Source organism: Nocardioides taihuensis, assembly GCF_042657275.1.
In the GTDB taxonomy this organism is placed as follows: domain Bacteria; phylum Actinomycetota; class Actinomycetes; order Propionibacteriales; family Nocardioidaceae; genus Nocardioides; species Nocardioides taihuensis.
Map to the genome: position 1 here is coordinate 175,736 of NZ_JBHSKD010000004.1, position 17,593 is coordinate 193,328.

Consider the following 17,593-nt stretch of genomic DNA (forward strand, 5'->3'; position numbering starts at 1 on the left):
AACTCAACTGGAGGTGGTCGTGGTCCCAGAAGCAGCGCCCCTGGAGGCGGCGGCCAGGCACGCCTGGGGCGACCTGGCGCTCCTCGTGACCGTGGCACTCGCGCTGACCGAGCACCACGTCGAGGCACTGGCGGCCGTCGCCGCGTTCGCCTCCGGGTGGTGGATCATCCGGCTCGGGGCCGGGCAGTCCTCGACCATCGACTCCGGGTAGGTGAGCAGGCTCCCGCCGTTCTTGGTCGTCGGTGCTGCGGCCTCAGGTCACGGTGAGCCGGAGCTTCATCTGCTGGTGGTGGGGGTCGCAGACGATCTTGTAGGTGCCCGGCCGCAGCCGCACCTTCCACACCCACCGTCCGGTGCCGCCGACCGTCGTCCTCTTGTCGACGCCCTCCCCGGAGATGTGCCAGTTGTGCATGGTGCTCGCGTCGCGGACCACGATCCGGTAGCGCCCGTGGGTGACGGTCCGGTCGCCGACCCGGAGCGAGTCGAAGTCGTCGTGCACCGACCCCCGCAGGGTGGTGCGGGCGGCGGACGCGGGCGCGGCGGGGAGGGTGACGAGCAGCGCGCCTGCGACGCCCGTCGCCAGGGCGTCGGCGATCCTGCGGTGGGTCATGCTGCGGAGGCTACGTGCGGGGGAGGGGGCGGGCGACGTGGTCTCGACAGGCTCGACCGAGGTGCGACCGCGGGTGCTACGCGTCGACCTTCTCGGGGATGACCCGCTCCATCTCGGCCTGCACCTCGTCGGCGAGCTTCTCCAGCTTGCGCCGCAGGAGGATCGGCGCGACCAGGTTGCCGAGCGTGCCGAAGTCGAAGTCGGCGCGGTAGTGGACCGTGGTCCCCGAGCCGGACGCCGACGGCGCGAAGGTCAGCGTGTCGCGCGTCGTGGCCTGCTTGTTGCGACCGCGGAACTGCACGGTGGTCGGTCGCTCGTGCGCGACCGTCTCGTACTGCAGCTCGGTGCGGCGGCCCATGAACTCCGAGATGTTGCGGTACGTCGTGCCCAGGCCGCCGTCGCCCGCCGTGCGGCGGGTCTCCACGGTGCCGGGGTCCCAGTCGTTGGTCGAGGTGAAGTCGCTCAGGTAGTCGAAGACCGCGTCGACCGGGCGGGGGACGGTGAAGGTGCGTTCGACGTGCATGCCTCTACGGTACGGACCCGACCCAGACCCGCCCCGGAGCCGGCTCGGGGCCGACCCCGACGCGACCCCGGGCGACCCTCAGGGGCCGACCCGGGACGGTCCCGGTGGTGGGCGCTTGCGGGGACACCGGAGGATGGGGCCATGACGCAGACCCCTGCGGCGGAGCCGGGAGGCCCCGCCGCGCGCACCGTGAACGTCACCAAGACCTACGGCAGCGGCGACGCGCTCGTGCGCGCGCTCGACGAGGTCAGCCTCGACCTCGCGGCCCACGAGTTCACCGCCATCATGGGCCCCAGCGGCTCCGGCAAGTCGACCCTCATGCACTGCTGCGCGGCGCTCGACACCGCCGACAGCGGCGAGGTGTGGATCGGCGACCGCGAGCTGACCGGCCTGCGCGACAAGGAGCTCACCCGGCTCCGGCGCGACGAGATCGGCTTCGTCTTCCAGTCCTACAACCTGGTCCCGACGCTCACCGCGGAGGAGAACATCCTGCTGCCGCTCGCGATCGCGGGGCGCAAGCCCGACGCGGAGTGGTACGCCGCGGTGATCGAGACCGTGCAGCTCGGCGGGCGGTTGAGCCACAAGCCCAACGAGCTCTCCGGCGGCCAGCAGCAGCGCGTGGCGGTCGCCCGGGCGCTGGTGAGCCGGCCGCGGATCGTCTTCGCCGACGAGCCGACCGGCAACCTCGACTCCCGCTCCGGCGCCGAGGTGCTCGAGCTGCTGCGCCGGAGCGTCGACGAGCACGGCCAGACGATCGTGATGGTCACCCACGACCCGGTGGCCGCCGCGTGGACCGACCGCGTGGTCTTCCTCGGCGACGGTCGCGTCGTCAGCGAGCTCCGCCGCCCCGACCGCGAGCAGGTGCTCGAGGAGATGGCGAGGATCAGCGCCGGCGAGACGGGCGCCTGAGCCGTGTGGAAGGCCGCCCTCAAGAGCCTGCTCGGGCGCAAGCTGCGCCTGCTGATGAGCACGTTCGCGATCGTGCTCGGTGTCGCCTTCGTCGCGGGCTCGCTGATCTTCTCCGACACCCTCGACCGCAGCTTCACCGCGATTTTCGCCTCCTCGGTCGGTGACGTCGTCGTCCGCCCCGTCGGCGGCCAGGCCGAGGACGGCGGTCCGACGGCGCGCACGGTCCCCGCCCGGACGGCCGAGCAGCTCACGTCGGTGCCGGGCGCGGCCCGGGTGGACGGCAACGTCTCGGCCATCGGCGTCTACGTGATCGGCACCGACGACAAGGCGGTCGGCGGGTTCGGCCCGCCGGCGCTGGGCGGCAACTGGACCGACGCGCCGGCCGGCCACGGGCTCGAGGGCCTCACCATCACCGAGGGCCACGAGCCGCAGGGTCCCGACGAGGTGGTGCTCGACGAGCGCACCGCCGAGCGCGGCGGCTACTCCGTCGGCGACGAGGTCCACATCGTCACCGCCGGCACGCAGGAGGTGCTGCGCCCGACCCTCGTCGGCCTCGCCGACTTCGCGGACGGCGGTTCGCTCAACGGCGCCACGCTCTCGGCGTTCGACACCCAGACCGCGCAGGACCTCTTCCTCCAGGGCAAGGACGCCTACACCGACGTCTGGGTCACCGCCGACGACGGCGTCAGCCAGGAGGAGCTCCGCGACGCGGTCGCCCAGCGCCTGCCTGACGGGTTCGAGGCGATCACCGGCGACGACCTCGCCGAGGAGCAGGCCGACAGCCTGCTGCAGGCGCTGTCGTTCATCCGCACCTTCCTGCTGATCTTCGCCGGGATCTCGCTGGTGGTGGGCGGCTTCCTGATCGTCAACACCTTCTCGATCCTCGTCGCCCAGCGCAGCCGCGAGCTCGCGCTGCTGCGCGCCCTCGGCGCCTCGAAGCGGCAGGTGACCCGCTCGGTGCTCCTCGAGGCGTTCGTGCTCGGCGTGATCGGCTCGACCATCGGCCTCGGCCTCGGCGCCGTGCTCGCCCTGGCGATCCGCGCCCTGTTCTCCCGCTTCGGTCTCGACCTGACGGGTTCGCTGGTCTTCGAGCCGCGCACCGTGGTCGCGGCGTACGTCGTCGGCATCCTGGTGACGATGGCGGCCGCGTGGCTGCCGGCCTGGCACACCGCCCGGATCGCGCCGATCCAGGCGCTGCGCGACGACATCGCGATGCCGGAGACGGCCGTGCACCGGCGGGTGGTGGCCGGCGTCGTGCTGATGCTCCTCGGCGCCAGCCTGCTCGGCCTGGGCCTGTTCGCGGGCGTGCCGCACGCCGGCTGGTTCGTCGGCGCCGGGGTGCTGGCGATCCTGCTCGGCGTCGCGTCTGCGGCGCCGGTGATCAGCCACCCGTTCCTCCTCGGTGCCAGCGCCCTCTACGCCCGGCTCTTCGGCAGCATCGGCAACCTCGCCGGCGAGAACTCGCTGCGCAACCCGCGCCGTACGACGGCCACCGCGTCCGCGCTGATGATCGGCCTCGCGCTCGGCACCACGATGGCGATCGTCGGCGACTCGGCGAAGTCGAGCGTCGACCAGTCGATCGCGGAGAACTTCGTCGGCGACTTCGTGGTGAGCAACGTCTTCGCCCAGCCGTTCTCCCCGCAGGTCGCCGACCAGATGGCCGCCGTCGACGGCGTGGAGCGGGTGGTGCGGGAGCGCTTCGTGATGGCCGACCACGACGGCGACACCGAGGGCCTCTCCGCGATCGACCCCGAGGCGACCGGTGACCTCGAGCTGCGGGCGGTGGACGGCTCGCTCGCCGAGCTCGCCGACGGCACCGTCGCCCTCGACAGTGGGTACGCCGACGACAACGACCTGCAGGTCGGCGACACGATGCGCTGGAACGTGCCGACCGGCCCGGTGAGCTGGCGGGTGGTCGCGACGTACGAGGAGAACCCGCTCGTCTTCTACCCGGTGCTGACCACGATCCAGACCCTGGACACCTCGAAGTTCACGCCGGGTGACAACGCCCTGATCCTCTTCACCGACGACCGGCCCGGGCTGCAGTCCGACCTCGACGCGGTGGTCGCCGACAACCCGGTCGTCACGGTCAAGGACCAGGACGCCTTCGCCGAGGAGCGCCGCGGACCCATCGACCAGCTGGTGCGGGTGATCTTCGCGCTGCTCGGCCTGGCGCTGGTGATCGCGGTGCTCGGCATCGTCAACACGCTCGCGCTGTCGATCATCGAGCGGACCCGCGAGGTCGGGCTGCTGCGCGCGATCGGCGTGAGCAGGCGTCAGCTGTGGGGGATGGTCACGCTCGAGTCGGTGGTGATCTCCCTGCTCGGCGCGCTGCTGGGGGTCGTGCTGGGCGTCGGCTTCGGGGTGGCGCTGATGTACTCGCTGCGCGACGAGGGGCTCGAGGTGATCAGCGTGCCGTGGGTGCAGCTGGGCCTCTTCCTCGGCCTGTCGGTGCTCGTCGGCGTGCTGGCCGCGGTCTTCCCGGCGCGCCGGGCGGCCCGGCTCGACGTCCTCCGCGCGATCTACACCGAGTGAAAACCGCGCCTGACCTGCGCAAAGCCGGGCACCGTACCGCGACGCCGCCCGGCCGCGCGAGGGGTGCGCCTGTGACCTCTGCAACGTGAAGGAGTTGTGCATCCCTAGGACGAAGGTGCTGGTCTGGCCTAGTCTGGCCATGTGAACGAGTTGCTGGTCGGCGAAGGCCGGGCGCTCAAGCACGTGCAAGTCCGGGAGTACGTGCGGTCCTTGGTGAAGGACGCTGCCCCCGGTTCCCCTGCTCCGTCGGAGCGTGAGCTGGTGCACCGCTTCGGCGTGGCCCGCATGACCGTGCGTCAGGCGATGGACGCGCTCGTCGTCGAGGGGCTGCTCGAGCGGATCCCCGGACGCGGCACGTTCGTGGCCCGTCCGCGCCGCGAGGTCGGTCGGCTGCTCGGCTACACCGAGGAGATGACCCGCCGCGGGCTGCTCGGGGAGTCGCAGACGCTGCTGGCCCGCCGCGAGCAGGCCGGTCCGGGCGTCGCCCGGGCGCTGAGCATCACCGAGGGTGACGCGGTCATCCACTGGAAGCGCCTGCGTCGCGCCGACGGCGTCCCGATGTGCATCGAGGACGCCTACCTCAACGAGATCCTGATCCCCGGCTTCCTGCAGAGCGGGATGCCCACCAGCCTGTACGACGCGCTCGACTCGCGCGGGCTGCGTCCCACCTGGGCCGAGGACTCCATCACCGCCGACGTCGCCTCCGAGGAGGAGGCCGGCCACCTCGAGATCGACCCGGGTGCCGCCGTGCTCCGGCAGTCGCGCCGCGCGCTCGCCGGCGAGAAGGTCGTCGAGGTCTCCCGCTCGGTCTACCGCGCCGACCGGTTCACCCTCTGGGTCCAGCTCGGCTCGCCGGGCTGACCGCTCCGCGACACCCGCCCGCCCGGTCCCCGCGTCCCACGCCGCGCCCCCACGGCTGCCTAGAGTGCTGCCATGGGCCCGAGCACGGCGCTCCTCGAGGTGACTGTCCTCGGCCCGCGCGACGTCGCGGGTGCCGAGGAGGGCGGAGCCGACCGCCTGCACCTGGTCACCGCCGCCGGCCTGTCCCCGGAACCCTCGGTGGTCTCGGCGGTCTGCCGCGAGACCGAGCTCCCCGTCGTGGTGACGCTGCGGCTCAACGACTCGTGGACCACCACCGGTGGTGAGCTGACCCGGCTCGTCGGCCTGGGCGAGGACTTCCTCGGGTGCGGCGCCCACGGCCTCTCCTTCGGGTTCCTCGACGCCGACCTCCAGGTCGACACCCTCGTCTGCGCCCACCTCGCCGCCGCGCTGCCCGGCGTCCCGTGGACCTTCCCGCCGGCCGTCGACGACGTGCTCGAGGCCCGGCACGCCTGGCGCGACCTGCTCACGCTGCCCGGGCTGGTCGCCGTCCGCTCGTCCGGCTCGCCCCGCGGTCTCGGCGTCGGGTACGACGACCTGTTGGCCACCGCCACCGCCGACCCCCGGATCGCCGCCCTGCTGATGCCCGGCGGCGGGCTGCTCGCCGAGCACGTGCCGTGGTTCCTGCGCGCCGGCGTCAGCCAGTTCCACGTCGACACGCAGGTGCGCCCGGGAGGCACCCACCGGTCCTACGTCGACGCGGGCCACGTGCGCTCGTGGCGGCTGATGCTCGACCACGAGGCCGAGCAGGCCGCCGGCTGGGCCGGGACCGCCTGACCCCGTGGCCTTCCTGATCGACCCGCCCCACGTCTCCCGGCACGGCCGGCGGTGGTCCCACCTCGCCAGCGACACCTCCTTCGAGGAGCTGCACGTCTTCGCCCGCGAGCTCGGCATCCCGGCCCGCGGTTTCGACGGCGACCACTACGACGTGCCGTCGGAGTACTACGACCAGGTGGTCGCCCTCGGTGCCGAGCCCGTCTCGTCGCGCGAGCTCGTCGCCCGCCTCCACGCCGCCGGCCTCCGGCGCCGCAAGCGCCCCGGCGACGCGACCTCACGCTGACCCGCCGTTAGTTGACGGCGGGTCACCTGTCCGATAGTCGACCCGCCGTCAACTAACGGCGGGTCAGCGGGTGAGGGCGGCGAGCTCGTGGGTGAGGTTGGCCCGCGCGCGGCCCTCCCAGCGGGCCCGGGCTGTCGGGCTGTGGAAGAGGTGGGGCTTGTCGAGCAGGTCGCGCAGCACCGCGGCCCGGCCGAGGGCGAACAGCTCGTCGGGCACCTCGGCGTACTCCCGGCGGACGTCGGCGACGTACGACGCGTAGCGCTCGTCACCCGCGGCGAGGATCGCGAGGTCGGCGTCGCTGAGAAGTCCGCCCGCGACGTCCCCGTCGGCGGGGCGGTGGTGCTCGGTCAGCCGCACCAGCCGGGCGACCTCGGTGACGGTCTCGGCGTCGACGCCGGCCCCCGGGAGGTCGCGCTCGGCCCACGCGGCCGAGCGGTCCTCGGCGCCGGGCCGCCCGTCGTACACCGCGTCGTGGAACCACGCCGCCAGCACCACCGGCAGCGCGGTGGCCGGCCCGCCGAGCTCGTCGAGCCGGTCGAGCACCTCGGTCAGGTGTCGTGTGTCGTGGTAGCCGCGCGCCGGATCCGCGTACGCCGCCAGCAGCGCGTCGCGCAGGTCGGTCGCCCCGGCGAGCGGCCAGCGGTCGGGGAGGTGCACCGCCTCATCCAACCACCAGCTCCTCGGGCAGCGGGTGCTCGTGGACGACGACGAGCGAGGTGACCGCGCGGGTCAGGCAGACGTAGAGCCGGCGCAGGCCGGTGACCCGGTCGGGCTCGGCGGCCACGATCGCGGCCGGCTCCACCAGCACGACGTGGTCGAACTCGAGGCCCTTGGCCAGCGAGGCACGTACCAGGTCGAGGTGCTGGTCGACGTCGTCCTCGCGCTCGCCGAGCACCGCGTGCTCGATGCCGGCCGCGCGCAGGTCGGCGGCGGTGACCGGCACCAGCGCGTCGGGGACGATCACGCCGACCGATCCCTCGCGGGCGACGGCGTCGCGGACGTGGTCGACGACGTCGCCGCCGGTGACGGTCAGCTCGCCGCGGGTACGCCGCACCGACGTCGGCGGTGCGAGGTCGGGGGCGACGTGGGGCAGCAGCCGTGCGGCGAACTCGATCACCTCGCCGGGCACCCGGAAGCCGCGGGTGAGCTCCTCCACGTGCGCGTCCGGCTTGCCGAGGTGAGCCAGCGCCTCGGCCCACGAGCGCGTGGCCCACGGGGTCGTGGCCTGGGCGAGGTCACCGAGCACCGTCAGCGAGCCCGTGGAGGAGCGGCGACCCAGCATCCGCAGCATCATCGGGGAGAGGTCCTGCGCCTCGTCGGCCACGATGTGGCCCAGCGACGGGGTGCGCTCGACGAGGTCGACCGCCTCGTCGAGCAGGACGGCGTCGGCGAGGCTCCAGCGCGCGGTGCCGGCCGAGCGAGGCGGCTTCGCCCACAGCAGCGCGGCCTGCTCGTCGGGGTCGAGGAGGCCGTCGGCGGCCGCCGCCAGCGCCTCGGGTTCGGAGAGCAGCCGCCACAGCAGCTTCGCGGGGTCGACCGCGGGCCAGATCTCCGCGGCGTACTTCATCACCGGCGCGCTGCGGGCCACCGCGTCCTGCACGCGGTCGTCGGGTGAGTCGCCGGCGAGCTCCATCCGCACCAGCACCCGGTGCGCGAGGGCCTGGGGCAGCATCGCCCGCGCCGCGCCGTACCGGACCCCGCGTGAGCGGAGCCCGTCGAGCACCTCCTCGACCTCGTACGACGCGACCCGCCAGCGGCTCGCCCCGCGCGGCACCACCAGGCCCTCCGTCGGCGCGACGACGTGTGCCCAGAGGGCGCGGCGCAGCACCTCGGCGAGACGGGCGTCGCCCTTGAGCGTGGCGACGGTGGCGTCGTCGTGGCCGCGCACCTCCTGCTTCGGGGCGACCGACCGGAGCGTCTTCGTGGCGAGCTCCTCGATCGTGGTCTGGGTCGCCTCGATCTCGCCGAGCGCCGGCAGCACGTCGCGGATGTAGCGCAGGAAGCTGGCGTTGGGCCCCACGACGAGCACGCCCTGGCGCGTGAGCTGCTCGCGGTGCGCGTAGAGGAGGTACGCCGCGCGGTGCAGGCCGACGGCCGTCTTGCCGGTGCCGGGAGCGCCCTGCACGCAGACAGAGCGCGCGAGCTCGGAGCGGACGATGACGTCCTGCTCAGGCTGGATGGTGGCGACGATGTCGCGCATCGGGCCGACGCGCGGCCGCTCGATCTCGGCCTCGAGGATCGCGGAGTGCTCGGTCTGCTCACCGGCGGTGAGGTGCTCGTCCTCGAAGGCGGTGAGCCGGCCGCGCTCGAAGCCGTAGCGGCGCCGCAGCACGGTGCCCATCGGCTCCGCGCGGCTGGCGCGGTAGAACGGCAGGCTCACCGGCGCCCTCCAGTCCACGACCAGCGGCTCGCCCTGCGGGTCGGAGACGTGGCGGCGGCCGATGTGGAACCGCTCGCCCGACTCGTCGTCGACCCGGCCGAAGAACAGCGGCACCGTCGGGTCGTCGGCGAGCTGCTTCATCCGCAGCGCGAACGTGGACTCCAGGAACTCGCGGCTGACCCAGTCCGCGGCGGCGCCGGCGTCGAGCGCGGCCGTGCGCTCGCGCATCCGGGCCAGCTGGCGGCGCGACTCGGCGAGGTGCTCCTGCTCGCTGGCGAGCTCGGTGTCGGGGGAGGGCGTGGTCGTGGGCATGCCGAGGTGGCCTCCGTGCTCGGGTGGGCCGGTGACGATAACCCGCGCCGGCCCCGGGCGTCACCCGGTTTGTGCGTGCGTCCGGTGGAGGTCGTCGGCGCTCTCGCGGCCGGGCGCGAGGGCCCAGCGGATGGTGCGCGTGGCGAGCGAGCCCAGGGCCCGCACGACGGTCCGGTCCGCGACCGGGTGGGAGGGGAGGCCGAGCGGGCGACGCGACCACGGCGGCATCAGCCCGATCGCGGCCGCGACCAGCACGCCGTACGCCGGGCGCGCTGCCAGGGGCAGCGGCGGATGCCAGATCAGGTAGGACACGGCCTCGCGGGCGTGGTCGGTGACGCGCAGCTCGGGGCGGAAGGCCTCGATCACGGCCTCGAGCTCGGCCCGGGTCTCCGGCGGGTCGACGACGCCGAGGCGCCGCGCGACCTCGGCGGTCTGCGCGACGTACTCGTCGCACTCGGCGTCGGTGAGCGGCCGTGCGCCGTACTCCTGGTGGGCGGTGAGGAAGCTGTCGACCTCGGCCACGTGCACCCAGAGCAGCAGGTGGGGGTCGGACGCGGCGTACGGCGTGCCGTCGTCGACGACCCCGGTGATCCGGTCGTGGATGGAGCGCACGATGTCGACCGCCTGCTGGGCGTCGTCGGCCGGACCGAAGGTGGTGACGGCGAGGAACCGGCTGGTGCGGGCCACCCGCCCCCACATGTCGCCGCGGTAGCCGCTGTGCTCGGAGACCGCCGTCATCGCGGCGGGGTGCAGGGTCTGGAGCAGCACCGCCCGGAGTCCGCCGACGAACATCGACGCGTCGCCGTGCACGCGGCCGATCGGGCTGGCGGGGTCGAACCAGCGCGGCCCCGGCGTGCCGTGGATCCGCTCGCGGTGGACGGCGCCGTCGGGCCCGGCCACGCGCTGGAAGAGCACCTCGCCGAGACGCTCGCGCACGCTGCTGATCACCCGGTCAGCGTAGGCGGGCGCGCCAAGGAAACTCGTGGCCCGGACCGGCGTCATGGACCCCGCGCCGCGCCGTTCCAGTGTCGCCGGCGCGCCACGAGGCGTGCCGGTCCACATGAGCAGGGGGTCCCCAGCAGATGAACCGCAACCTCAAGACCGGCTCCGTCGTCCTCGTCGCGGCGGCCGCGATCGCCATCGGCGGCACCAGCAGCGCGATCGCCGCCAGGCTGATCACCGGCGACGACATCGCCCGCAACACCATCACCCAGCGCAACATGGCGGACGACAGCGTCGGCAAGCCGCAGCTCAAGGACGGCGTCCTGGCCGGCATCACCGGTCCCGAGGGTCCGGCCGGCACCGACGGCACCGACGGCAAGGACGGCAAGGACGGCAAGGACGGCGTCGCAAACCTCGAGTCGGACGGCCCCTACCCGGGCGCCACCCACCTCCAGGACGGCGACAACTCCACCGAGAAGTTCGTGGCCGGCCAGCCGGACGTGCTGCAGACCGCGTGGGTCGCGTGCCCCACCGGCAAGACCGCCCTCGGCGGCGGCTTCTCCCGCGCCGACGAGGGCCCGGCGGCGTTCAAGGGGCTCCAGATCGTCACCTCGCAGCCGACCCAGATCAAGGACGGCGCCGTCGTCTACGAGCCCATCGCCGGTGACGTCGACGGCTCGTTCGTCCCCAACGCCTGGCTGGTCGAGGGCTTCAACACCGGCACCACCGACCTGATCGTGCGCCCGCACGTCATCTGCGCGACCGTCGCCAACTGACGCGACAGCTCGGAGCAGAAGGCCCCACCGCGGTACTCGCGGTGGGGCCTCTCGCTTCGAAGTACCCGCGGCGGGTCTAGGTTCCTGCCATGAGCGGGATGCCCGAACCCGTCGTGGGGCGGCTCCTGACGCCGGCGTTCGTGCTGCTCGGGCTGGCGGACCTGGCGTACTTCACCTGCGTCGGGGTGACCCTGCTGGCACTGCCGCTCTACGTCACCGGCCCGATCGGCTCCGACGAGGCGGGGGCGGGCCTGGCGGTCGGGTCGTTCGCCATCACGGCACTCGTCTGCCGGCCCTTCGTGGGGCGGTGGTCGGACCGGGTCGGACGCCGGCCGCTGATGCTCGGCGGCGCCCTGCTGTGCGCCGTGGGGGTCGGCCTGACCGCGCTGGCCGAGTCGCTGGCCGTGGTCGTGGCGCTGCGGCTGCTCCTCGGCGTGGCGGAGGCGGCGTTCTTCGTGGCCGGCTTCGCGATGATCGCCGACCTTGCCCCGCCCGAGCGCATGGGCGAGGCGCTGAGCATCAACTCGCTGGGCCTCTACCTCGGCCTCGCGCTCGGCCCGCTGCTGGGCGAGGCGCTGCTCGGGTGGGGCGGGTACGACGCGGCGTGGGCCGGCGCGACCCTGATGGCCCTCGTCGCGGCCGGACTCGTCCTGGTGCTCCCCGAGCCCCCACGGAGCGAGGAGGAGGGGCACGGGAAGCTGATCCACCGCCCGGCAGTCCCGCTGTCGCTGGGCTTGCTGGCCTCACTGGTGGCCGTCAGCGCCTTCCTCACCTTCGCCGCGCTGCACGCCCGCGACGTCGGGATGGACGACGCGGGTGTGGCCCTGTTCGTGTACGGCCTGGTGGTCGTCGTGTGCCGGGTCGCCTTCGCGACCGTGCCCGACCGGGTCCCGCCGCTGCCGCTGGCGGCGGCCGCCCTGGCCGGGCTGGCGGTCGGGCTCGTGGTGCTCGCGACCTGGCAGGCGCCCGTCGGCGTGCTGGTGGGCGCGGTGGTGCTCGCCGTCTCGATCGCCTTCGTCTTCCCGGCGTTCTTCGCGGCGATCTTCGCCACCGCCCGCCCGTCCGAGCGCGGCGCGGCGTCCGGCACCGCCAGCGCCTCCATGGACGTCGGCCTCGGCCTGGGCCCGGTGCTGCTCGGGCTCGTCGCGCGCAGCGGCGGGATCCCCGCGGCCTTCGTCGTCGCCGCGGCCGTCGCCCTGCTCGGCGCCGCCTGGACCCTGCTGCTGGCCCGGCGCGCGAGCTCCCCCGCCCGCGTGCCCCGATAGTCCGGGGCGAGACGCCCTGCTTCCGGCGTCGAACCGGGGCGAACCGCTCCGAACTGTCAGGGTGGCCTACTCGCTGACGAGGTCGTCGGCGTCCACGATCCGGTAGGCGTAGCCCTGCTCGGCGAGGAAGCGCTGGCGGTTCTGGGCGAACTCGGCATCGACGGTGTCACGGGAGACGACGGTGTAGAAGTGCGCGGTGCGGCCCTCGGTCTTGGGCCGCAGGAGGCGCCCGAGGCGCTGGGCCTCCTCCTGGCGCGAGCCGAACGACCCCGAGACCTGGATCGCGACCTCGGCCGAGGGCAGGTCGATGGAGAAGTTGGCGACCTTCGAGACCACCAGCAGCCCCACTTCGCCGGAGCGGAAGGCCTCGAAGAGCCGCTGCCGCTCCTTGACCGGTGTCGCGCCGGTGATCGAGGGCGCGTCGAGCAGCGTGGCCAGCTCGTCGATCTGGTCGAGGTACTGCCCGATCACCAGCGTCGGCTGGCCCGGGTGCTGGTCGACGAGCGAACGTACGACGTCGACCTTGTGGTGGGTGCACGACGCGAGCCGGTACCGCTCCTCGGGCTCGGCCGTCGCGTAGGCCATGCGCTCGGCCGACGGCAGGGTCACCCGCACCTCGACGCAGTCGGCCGGCGCGATCCAGCCCTGGGACTCGATGTCCTTCCACGGCGCGTCGTACCGCTTGGGGCCGATCAGCGAGAAGACGTCGCCCTCGCGGCCGTCCTCGCGCACCAGCGTCGCGGTGAGCCCGATCCGCCGGCGGGCCTGGAGGTTCGCGGTCATCCGGAAGATCGGCGCGGGCAGCAGGTGCACCTCGTCGTAGATGATCAGGCCCCAGTCGCGGGCGTCGAGCAGCTCGAGGTGGGAGTAGACGCCCTTCCGCTTGGTGGTGAGCACCTGGTAGGTGGCGATGGTGACCGGGCGGACCTCCTTGACGGCTCCGGAGTACTCGCCGATCTCGTCCTCGGTCAGCGAGGTACGGCGCACCAGCTCGTCCTTCCACTGCCGCGCGCTCACGGTGTTGGTGACCAGGATCAGCGTGGTGGCCTTGGCGCGCGCCATCGCGGCCGCGCCCACGAGCGTCTTGCCGGCGCCGCAGGGGAGGACGACGACCCCTGACCCGCCGTGCCAGAACGACTCGGCCGCCTCGCGCTGGTAGGGGCGCAGCGTCCAGTCGACCTCGGCCAGGGCGATCTCGTGGGCCTCGCCGTCGACGTAGCCGGCGAAGTCCTCGGCCGGCCAGCCGAGCTTGAGCAGGGCCTGCTTGAGGTTGCCGCGCTCGGAGGGGTGGACGGCGACGGTGTCGTCGTCGATCCGGTCGCCGAGCATGCCCGCGATCCGCTTGGCCCGCACGACCTCGGCGAGCACGGCGCGGTCGGTCGCGATCAGCACCAGGCCGTGGGTCGGGTGCTTCTCCAGCCGCAGCCGGCCGTAGCGGGCCATGGTCTCGGCGACGTCGACGAGCAACGAGTGGGGCACGGCGTACCGGCTGAACTCCAGCAGCGTGTCGACCACCTGCTCGGCGTCGTGGCCGGCGGCGCGGGCGTTCCAGAGGCCGAGCGGTGTGAGCCGGTAGGTGTGGACGTGCTCGGGGGAGCGCTCGAGCTCCGCGAACGGCGCGATCGCCTTGCGGCAGTCGTCGGCGCGCTCGTGGTCGACCTCGAGGAGGAGCGTCTTGTCGCTCTGGACGATCAGGGGTCCGTCATGCATGTCGGGGTCCCCGGACAGGCGGGAGCGCAGCGAGCGGCTGGGTGGGGTGATCAGGCATAACTCGTCGAGTCTACGGAGCGGGTGGCAACCACCGCGGTGGCGTCGAGGTCGTCGTCGGTGACGACGCGCGCGGTCAGGCCGGCGGACTCGCAGGCGGCGAGCGTCAGGGGGGCCTGGACGCGCGAGGTCTCGACCACGAGCGCGCCGCCCGGCGCCAGCCACTCCGGAGCCCCGGCGGCGACCCGCCGGTGCAGGTCGACGCCGTCCTCGCCGCCGTCGAGGGCGGTGCGCGGCTCGTGGTCGCGCGCCTCGGGCGGCATCGTCGACACCGCGTCGCTCGGGACGTACGGCGCGTTGCAGAGCAGCACGTCGACCCGGCCCGCGAGCCCGCGCGGCAGCGCGTCGTACAGGTCCCCGGTGTGCACCCGCCCGCGCCCGCCCAGGTTCGCCGCAGCGCACGCCGTGGCGACCGGGTCGACGTCCGCCGCGTGCAGCTCGACGTCCGGGTGCTCGGTGACCACCGCGAGCCCGACCGCCCCGGTGCCGCAGCAGAGGTCGACGACGAGGGGCTGGCCTACGAGCAGGTCTCCGGCGAGGTCGACCAGCAGGGCGGTGCGCCGCCGCGGCACGAAGACCCCCGGCACCACCCCGACCCGCAGGCCCCGGAACTCCGCCCAGCCCACCAGCTGCTCGAGGGGTACGCCGCGTACCCGGGCCGCGACGAGCCCGTCGAGGTGCTCCGGGAAGCGCGCGGCCCCGGCGAGGAGCGCGGCCTCCTCCTCGGCCCACACGCACCCGGCGGCGCGCAGCCGCGCCACCACCGCGGGGTCGGGAGAGTCCTCAGGCAGGGGAGCCCGCCCGCTGCCGGGCGCGGTAGGCCGCGACGTTGGCCCGCGAGGAGCAGCGGTCGGAGCAGTAGCGGCGCGAGGCGTTGGGGGAGATGTCGACGAAGACGTTGCGGCAGCCCTTGGCCGAGCAGACGCCGAGCCGGCGCGGGCCCAGGTCGCACACGAGCGTGGCCAGCCCGAGCAGAGCCTCACCGACGAGCAGGTCGGCGACGCCCTCGGCGGTCGAGCCGACGTGGAGGTGCAGGTGCTCGTCGTGCCCGGAGATCCGTGGGGTCACGGGGTACTGCTCCAGCAGCCCGTTGAGGGCACGGACCACACCCTCGCCGTCGCCCGCCGCCGCGGTGTCGAAGACCGGGCGCAGCTCGCGCTGGAGCTTGCGCAGCAGGAAGGCGTCGCGGTCGGAGCACCGCTCGCTGAGCCACTCGCGGCCGCCGAGGTGGGCGGCCAGGCGGTCGCGGTCGCCGAGGTCGGCGTTCACGAGCGACGCTGCTCCTTCGGCGTACCGGACCATGTCCACGCCCGTGAGTCTACGGCGACGCGTCGCGCCGGGGCTCAGCCCCGGACCGGCCGCACCGTGGTGATCCGGTGCACCGCGAAGGTGCGGACGTCGTCGCTGCGGTGGTCGTGCGCGGTCAGGTGGCCGCCCTCGAGCCGCACCGGGTCGACCAGGCGCTCGCCACGCGTGCCGTGGTTGTCGACGTACTCGATCAGCACCGTGCTGCCCGACTCGACCGCGTCGCGCAGCGCGGCCAGCGATCCGCTGGGGGTGAGCACCTCGGCGGCCGCCGGGGCCGGGCGCGAGGCGTGCACCTGGTCGCCGGCGCGGACGGCGGTGACCACGGCCGAGACGCGGGCCGCCTCGCGCGCCGCCCGCACGCCGGGCCCGCGGCCCGGCTTGGGGGAGCGGGCGCGCAGCACGTCGGGGCGGACGACGCGCACGGTGCCGTCCTCGGCCTCGACCACCGGTGCCAGGCCGAGGTCGCGCAGCCGGGGGAGCAGCACGTCGAGCGGGGTGGTGCTCACGACGACCGTCGGGGCCAGCCGACGCAGGCCGAGCGAGCTGGCCCGGGGGTGGTGGAGCAGCTCGGTCAGGGCGTCCTCGTCGTCGGCGCGCAGGAACGACTCGGCGTGCCCGACCCGGATCGTGCCGAAGGTGCGGGCGGTGTCGTCGACGAGGTAGGTCAGCGGCTGCGGCACCGGGGTCCGCGAGACCGAGGCGATGAAGGCGTGCACCTCGGCGGCCGACCAGCCGACGTCGAGCGCGCGTCGCACCGACGCGGCGCTGAAGCGGTAGACGGTCGCCCCGCCGCGCGACTCGACGTCGGCCACCAGCTGCAGCCGGCGGGCCAGCCCGGTCTCGAGCGGTCCGGGGGCGACGGCGGTGAGGTCGGCCTGCAGCAGCACGTGGTCGACCGGCTCGGGCAGCAGCGGCGCCAGCGCGGCCGCGGCGGTGGTGGGGTCCTCGAGCAGCGCGCGGCCCGGCGTCGAGAGGCCGTCGAGCCCGGTGACGCCGAGGTGGGCCGCCTCGCGCAGCACCTGGGCCACCAGCTCGTCGCGGCTCCGCGGGCGCCGGGGTCGCTGCCACGACACCCACGCCACCACCGACGGCACGCCGGTGCCCGAGGCCAGGACCTCGCCGGGCGGCAGCGCGGCCAGCGCCGCCAGCGTCGTACGACGCGTCTCGGGGGCGGAGGGCACGCTGAGGTCCGACTCGAGCGCGTTGCGGGCCCGGCCGCCCGGGTCGCGGGTGCCGACCAGGCTCGGCGCGCGCGGCAGGTCGAGCCACGCCGCGGCGAGCGCCTCCCAGCGCTCGGCAGGCGGCCGGCCCGACCAGGTGTCGAAGGCGTCGGTCGGCACCCAGACCGGGTCGCCCCCGGCATCGGCGCGGGTCGCGGCCAGCCCGGCAGCGGCGGCGACCTCGACCAGCAGCGCGGCCTCCGCCTCGCCGACGTGGAGCAGCGCGGCGGCGGCCTTGAGGTCGCGCACGCCGATCCCGCCGTTGCGCAGCTCGGCCGGCGGCGCGGTGCCCCAGTGGTCGAGCAGCAGCTCCACGCGCCGTACCGCCTCCGAGGCCGCGCCGGACGCGGCCCGGTCGACGAGGGTGGCCTGGCGCTCCGAGGTGGCCAGCGCCGGCGGCTCGCCGACGGGCTCCCGGGTGGTGTGGCCGCCGCGGAGCGCGAGGCCGACCTCGCCGGGCACGTGCACCACGCCGCCGGTCCGCGGCACCAGCAGCCGGCGGGCGAGCAGCTCCTCGGCCGGGGTCGCGGCCTCCTCGGGGGTGACCTGGGTGCGGTTGCTGCCGGCCGTCGCGGTGCCGCCGTGCTGGTCGACGTGGTCGAGCAGGGCCCGCGCCGCCTCGCCGATCTCGCCGAGCTGCCGCTCGACCTCGGCCGCGTCGCGGGGCTCGGAGGACCTCGGCTGCACGCCGGTGCCGCCGGCGCCCGGCCCGGGAGCCAGCGCCTCACCCACCGCGCTCAGCGCGCGCACCTCGCCGGCGGGCTCCCAGGCCAGCGCGAGGTCGAGCAGCCGGTCCAGTGCGGTCTCCACATGCTGCGCCGAGGCGTGCACGATCGGGGCGACGGCTCCGCGCGGGGTTTGACCGGTGACCACGAGGGCATCAAGGACGGTGAGCTCGAGCCGGTTGAGCTGGTCGAGCGCGCGGAGGACGGAGGTCCGGGTGGCGGCACGTGACGCCAGCTGGCTGGAGTCGTGAGGGGCAGGCGTGGCGAGATCGGGTCGCTCGACGAGCAGGCGCACCAGGCGCTCGTCGGGCCAACCCCGCAGCTGGTCGGCGAGGGTGCGGTGGCCGCGCCCCTGCTCACTGTCTCCGGACATCGTTCCCAC

The 17,593-nt window shown here is 74.4% G+C and carries 17 protein-coding genes; 8 read left to right on the forward strand and 9 right to left on the reverse strand.

Features of this window, described 5'->3' with window-relative positions:
• Nucleotides 1–19 precede the first annotated feature (19 nt).
• Nucleotides 20–211 (forward strand): hypothetical protein, encoded by a 192-nt coding sequence (locus tag ACFPGP_RS03995; RefSeq protein WP_378587198.1) that lies wholly within the window; start codon nucleotides 20–22, stop codon nucleotides 209–211.
• A gap of 42 nt (nucleotides 212–253) precedes the next feature.
• On the opposite strand, the gene ACFPGP_RS04000 is transcribed toward ACFPGP_RS03995, so the two are convergent.
• Together ACFPGP_RS04000 and ACFPGP_RS04005 are read right to left on the reverse strand one after the other, a co-directional pair.
• Nucleotides 254–610, reverse strand: a complete 357-nt coding sequence (locus ACFPGP_RS04000; protein ID WP_378587201.1) for a hypothetical protein — start codon at nucleotides 608–610, stop codon at nucleotides 254–256.
• A gap of 76 nt (nucleotides 611–686) precedes the next feature.
• Nucleotides 687–1,133, reverse strand: a complete 447-nt coding sequence (locus ACFPGP_RS04005) for an SRPBCC family protein (protein ID WP_378587203.1) — start codon at nucleotides 1,131–1,133, stop codon at nucleotides 687–689.
• Between the two features lie 141 nt (nucleotides 1,134–1,274).
• Between ACFPGP_RS04005 and ACFPGP_RS04010 the strand changes: the two genes are divergently transcribed.
• The 5 genes from ACFPGP_RS04010 to ACFPGP_RS04030 all read left to right on the forward strand — a co-directional run bounded on the left by ACFPGP_RS04010 (nucleotide 1,275) and on the right by ACFPGP_RS04030 (nucleotide 6,516).
• Nucleotides 1,275–2,042, forward strand: a complete 768-nt coding sequence (locus ACFPGP_RS04010; RefSeq protein WP_378587206.1) for an ABC transporter ATP-binding protein — start codon at nucleotides 1,275–1,277, stop codon at nucleotides 2,040–2,042.
• 3 nt (nucleotides 2,043–2,045) lie between these two features.
• Nucleotides 2,046–4,577 carry an ABC transporter permease gene (locus ACFPGP_RS04015; RefSeq protein WP_378587209.1) on the forward strand — a complete coding sequence of 844 codons (2,532 nt, stop codon included), beginning with the start codon at nucleotides 2,046–2,048 and terminating at the stop codon, nucleotides 4,575–4,577.
• 141 nt (nucleotides 4,578–4,718) lie between these two features.
• Nucleotides 4,719–5,438 carry a GntR family transcriptional regulator gene (locus ACFPGP_RS04020; RefSeq protein ID WP_378587211.1) on the forward strand — a complete coding sequence of 240 codons (720 nt, stop codon included), beginning with the start codon at nucleotides 4,719–4,721 and terminating at the stop codon, nucleotides 5,436–5,438.
• Nucleotides 5,439–5,510: 72 nt separating this feature from the next.
• A complete protein-coding gene (locus tag ACFPGP_RS04025) occupies nucleotides 5,511–6,233 on the forward strand; it encodes a copper homeostasis protein CutC (protein ID WP_378587213.1) in 723 nt (240 codons plus the stop codon).
• Between the two features lie 4 nt (nucleotides 6,234–6,237).
• Nucleotides 6,238–6,516: a DUF4031 domain-containing protein gene (locus ACFPGP_RS04030; protein WP_378587216.1), complete on the forward strand. Its 279-nt coding sequence runs from the start codon at nucleotides 6,238–6,240 to the stop codon at nucleotides 6,514–6,516.
• A gap of 63 nt (nucleotides 6,517–6,579) precedes the next feature.
• Here ACFPGP_RS04030 and ACFPGP_RS04035 read toward each other — a convergent pair whose 3' ends face one another.
• From ACFPGP_RS04035 to ACFPGP_RS04045, 3 genes are read right to left on the reverse strand one after another with little or no spacing between them, the layout of a single operon-like run.
• Nucleotides 6,580–7,185 carry an HD domain-containing protein gene (locus ACFPGP_RS04035; protein ID WP_378587219.1) on the reverse strand — a complete coding sequence of 202 codons (606 nt, stop codon included), beginning with the start codon at nucleotides 7,183–7,185 and terminating at the stop codon, nucleotides 6,580–6,582.
• On the reverse strand, nucleotides 7,178–9,208 hold the full coding sequence (locus ACFPGP_RS04040) for a HelD family protein (RefSeq protein ID WP_378587222.1): 2,031 nt from the start codon (nucleotides 9,206–9,208) through the stop codon (nucleotides 7,178–7,180). The genes ACFPGP_RS04035 and ACFPGP_RS04040 overlap by 8 nt, the downstream gene beginning before the upstream one ends.
• Nucleotides 9,209–9,268: 60 nt before the next feature.
• Nucleotides 9,269–10,156, reverse strand: a complete 888-nt coding sequence (locus ACFPGP_RS04045) for an oxygenase MpaB family protein (RefSeq protein WP_378587225.1) — start codon at nucleotides 10,154–10,156, stop codon at nucleotides 9,269–9,271.
• A gap of 134 nt (nucleotides 10,157–10,290) precedes the next feature.
• Here ACFPGP_RS04045 and ACFPGP_RS04050 point away from each other — a divergent pair, with 134 nt between their 5' ends.
• Together ACFPGP_RS04050 and ACFPGP_RS04055 are read left to right on the forward strand one after the other, a co-directional pair.
• Entirely contained in the window at nucleotides 10,291–10,926 is a 636-nt protein-coding gene (locus ACFPGP_RS04050; protein ID WP_378587227.1) for a hypothetical protein, read from the forward strand.
• Between the two features lie 89 nt (nucleotides 10,927–11,015).
• Entirely contained in the window at nucleotides 11,016–12,191 is a 1,176-nt protein-coding gene (locus tag ACFPGP_RS04055) for an MFS transporter (RefSeq protein WP_378587229.1), read from the forward strand.
• 66 nt (nucleotides 12,192–12,257) lie between these two features.
• Here the strand turns inward: ACFPGP_RS04055 and ACFPGP_RS04060 are convergent, their stop codons facing one another.
• Genes ACFPGP_RS04060 through ACFPGP_RS04075 form a run of 4 tightly spaced genes read right to left on the reverse strand, consistent with a single transcriptional unit; the run spans nucleotide 12,258 to nucleotide 17,584 of the window.
• Nucleotides 12,258–13,901 carry a DNA repair helicase XPB gene (locus ACFPGP_RS04060; RefSeq protein WP_378587232.1) on the reverse strand — a complete coding sequence of 548 codons (1,644 nt, stop codon included), beginning with the start codon at nucleotides 13,899–13,901 and terminating at the stop codon, nucleotides 12,258–12,260.
• Between the two features lie 50 nt (nucleotides 13,902–13,951).
• Nucleotides 13,952–14,719, reverse strand: a complete 768-nt coding sequence (locus ACFPGP_RS04065) for a putative protein N(5)-glutamine methyltransferase (RefSeq protein ID WP_378587235.1) — start codon at nucleotides 14,717–14,719, stop codon at nucleotides 13,952–13,954.
• Nucleotides 14,720–14,741: 22 nt separating this feature from the next.
• Complete coding sequence (locus tag ACFPGP_RS04070) at nucleotides 14,742–15,260, reverse strand: CGNR zinc finger domain-containing protein (protein ID WP_378588084.1); 519 nt, start codon at nucleotides 15,258–15,260, stop codon at nucleotides 14,742–14,744.
• 41 nt (nucleotides 15,261–15,301) lie between these two features.
• A complete protein-coding gene (locus ACFPGP_RS04075) occupies nucleotides 15,302–17,584 on the reverse strand; it encodes a helicase-associated domain-containing protein (protein WP_378587238.1) in 2,283 nt (760 codons plus the stop codon).
• Nucleotides 17,585–17,593: the final 9 nt, after the last annotated feature.